The organism is Mycobacterium sp. 852002-51163_SCH5372311 (assembly GCF_001667115.1).
Taxonomy (GTDB): Bacteria; Actinomycetota; Actinomycetes; order Mycobacteriales; family Mycobacteriaceae; genus Mycobacterium.
This window is the reverse complement of the sequence record NZ_LZIJ01000153.1, coordinates 1-535: the sequence shown is the minus strand read 5'-3', so window position 1 is coordinate 535 and position 535 is coordinate 1. Positions and strand designations below refer to the sequence as shown.

The 535-nt window shown below is 59.8% G+C and carries 1 protein-coding gene; it reads left to right on the top strand.

Features of this window, described 5'->3' with window-relative positions:
* Positions 1 to 278: 278 nt before the first annotated feature.
* On the top strand, positions 279 to 535 hold a 257-nt coding region (locus A5791_RS17620; protein WP_067231809.1), incomplete at its 3' end, for a hypothetical protein.

The window sequence follows — 535 nt, the reverse complement described above, 5'->3', positions numbered from 1 at the left end:
GCCGCCCTAGTCACATCCGTCACATCCGTCCCCGGAAGTGGGACACACAGCTTTTTGTCCACCTCAGCGCGACAACTGCGCTGTGGTCCGCAGTTGGTGCTGACGGCGGACGGTCTTCGGCATTCGGTTGTGAATCTACGGCTTTCGGTGTGACGTGAGGGCGGGGTTTTCGCCGTATGAGCGCCCAGGTTTCACACTGGACGCCATAGTTTCACACTGAACGCGATACGCCATACGCTCAGCCAGCCAATGTCGTACCGGCGTGCAACGATTCGCGCATGCAACTTCAAGGAATCGAGCTGCGCTACGTGCTGACGATGTATCTGTCGCAGAATGGGCCTGCGACCATCGTCGAACTAATCGATGCGCTTGACCGGTACGGCTTTTGCGTCCGCGGCAGGCCTTCGAAGGCGGTGTCAGACGCGTTGCGTTGGGAAATCGGCAGGCATCGGGTACGACGGCTGGGCCGTGGGATGTACGCACCGGCGTACATTCCACACGCAACTGAATACCGGATCATCAACCGGGTGCGGAC